This is a genomic window from Pseudonocardia sp. SID8383 (assembly GCF_009864975.1).
In the GTDB taxonomy this organism is placed as follows: Bacteria; Actinomycetota; Actinomycetes; order Mycobacteriales; family Pseudonocardiaceae; genus Pseudonocardia; species Pseudonocardia alni.
On sequence record NZ_WWFY01000062.1, the window covers coordinates 1 to 695 of the forward strand.

Genomic DNA, 695 nt, shown 5'->3' on the forward strand with positions numbered 1-695 from the left:
CTCGTCGCACCCGTGGCGGGCGGTCCGCCGCGGGCGCCCCGGTTCCGGCTGATGCGCCGCCTCGGTGCCGGTGGTTTCGGTGGGGTCTGGCTGGCCCACGACGCCAAGCTCGGCCACACCGTGGCGGTCAAGTCCGCGCACGCCGCGGACCCGGAGACCGAGGAGCGCATCCGCCGGGAGGCCGCCGCGCTCGGCGCGCTGCGCCACCCCTGCTGCGTGCAGATCCACGACCTGCTGCACGCCTCGTCCGACCCGGGCCTGCAGGGCATGGACGGGCTGGTCATCGTCATGCAGTACGTCGACGGCATGTCCCTGGGCCAGCTCGTCGGCGAGCAGGGCCCGGTGGACGACATCTCCGCGGCCCGCATCTGGACCGGCATCGCCGGGGCCCTGCACACCGCGCACCGTGCCGGGGTGCTGCACCGCGACATCAAGCCGGGCAACATCGTCGTCGACCCGCAGGGGCACCCGCACCTGATCGACTTCGGGATCGCGCGCAAGCAGGGCGACTCCACGCTGACCCAGACCGGCTACGTCCTGGGCACGCCGGACTACCTGGCGCCGGAGGCCGCGGCCGGGAAGCCCGCCTCGCCCGCCTCCGACGCCTGGCAGCTCGCGGCGGCGGTGTCGTTCGCGCTGAGCGGGCACCCGCCGCGCGGGGAGTCCGCCGACGCCGTCGCCGGGCTGCGGGCGGC

General features: G+C 76.0%; 1 protein-coding gene. It reads left to right on the forward strand.

What is annotated here, in order from left to right:
* Nucleotides 1-51 precede the first annotated feature (51 nt).
* The coding region (locus GTW08_RS01565) for a protein kinase domain-containing protein (protein WP_161151289.1) at nt 52-695 on the forward strand (644 nt) is incomplete at its 3' end.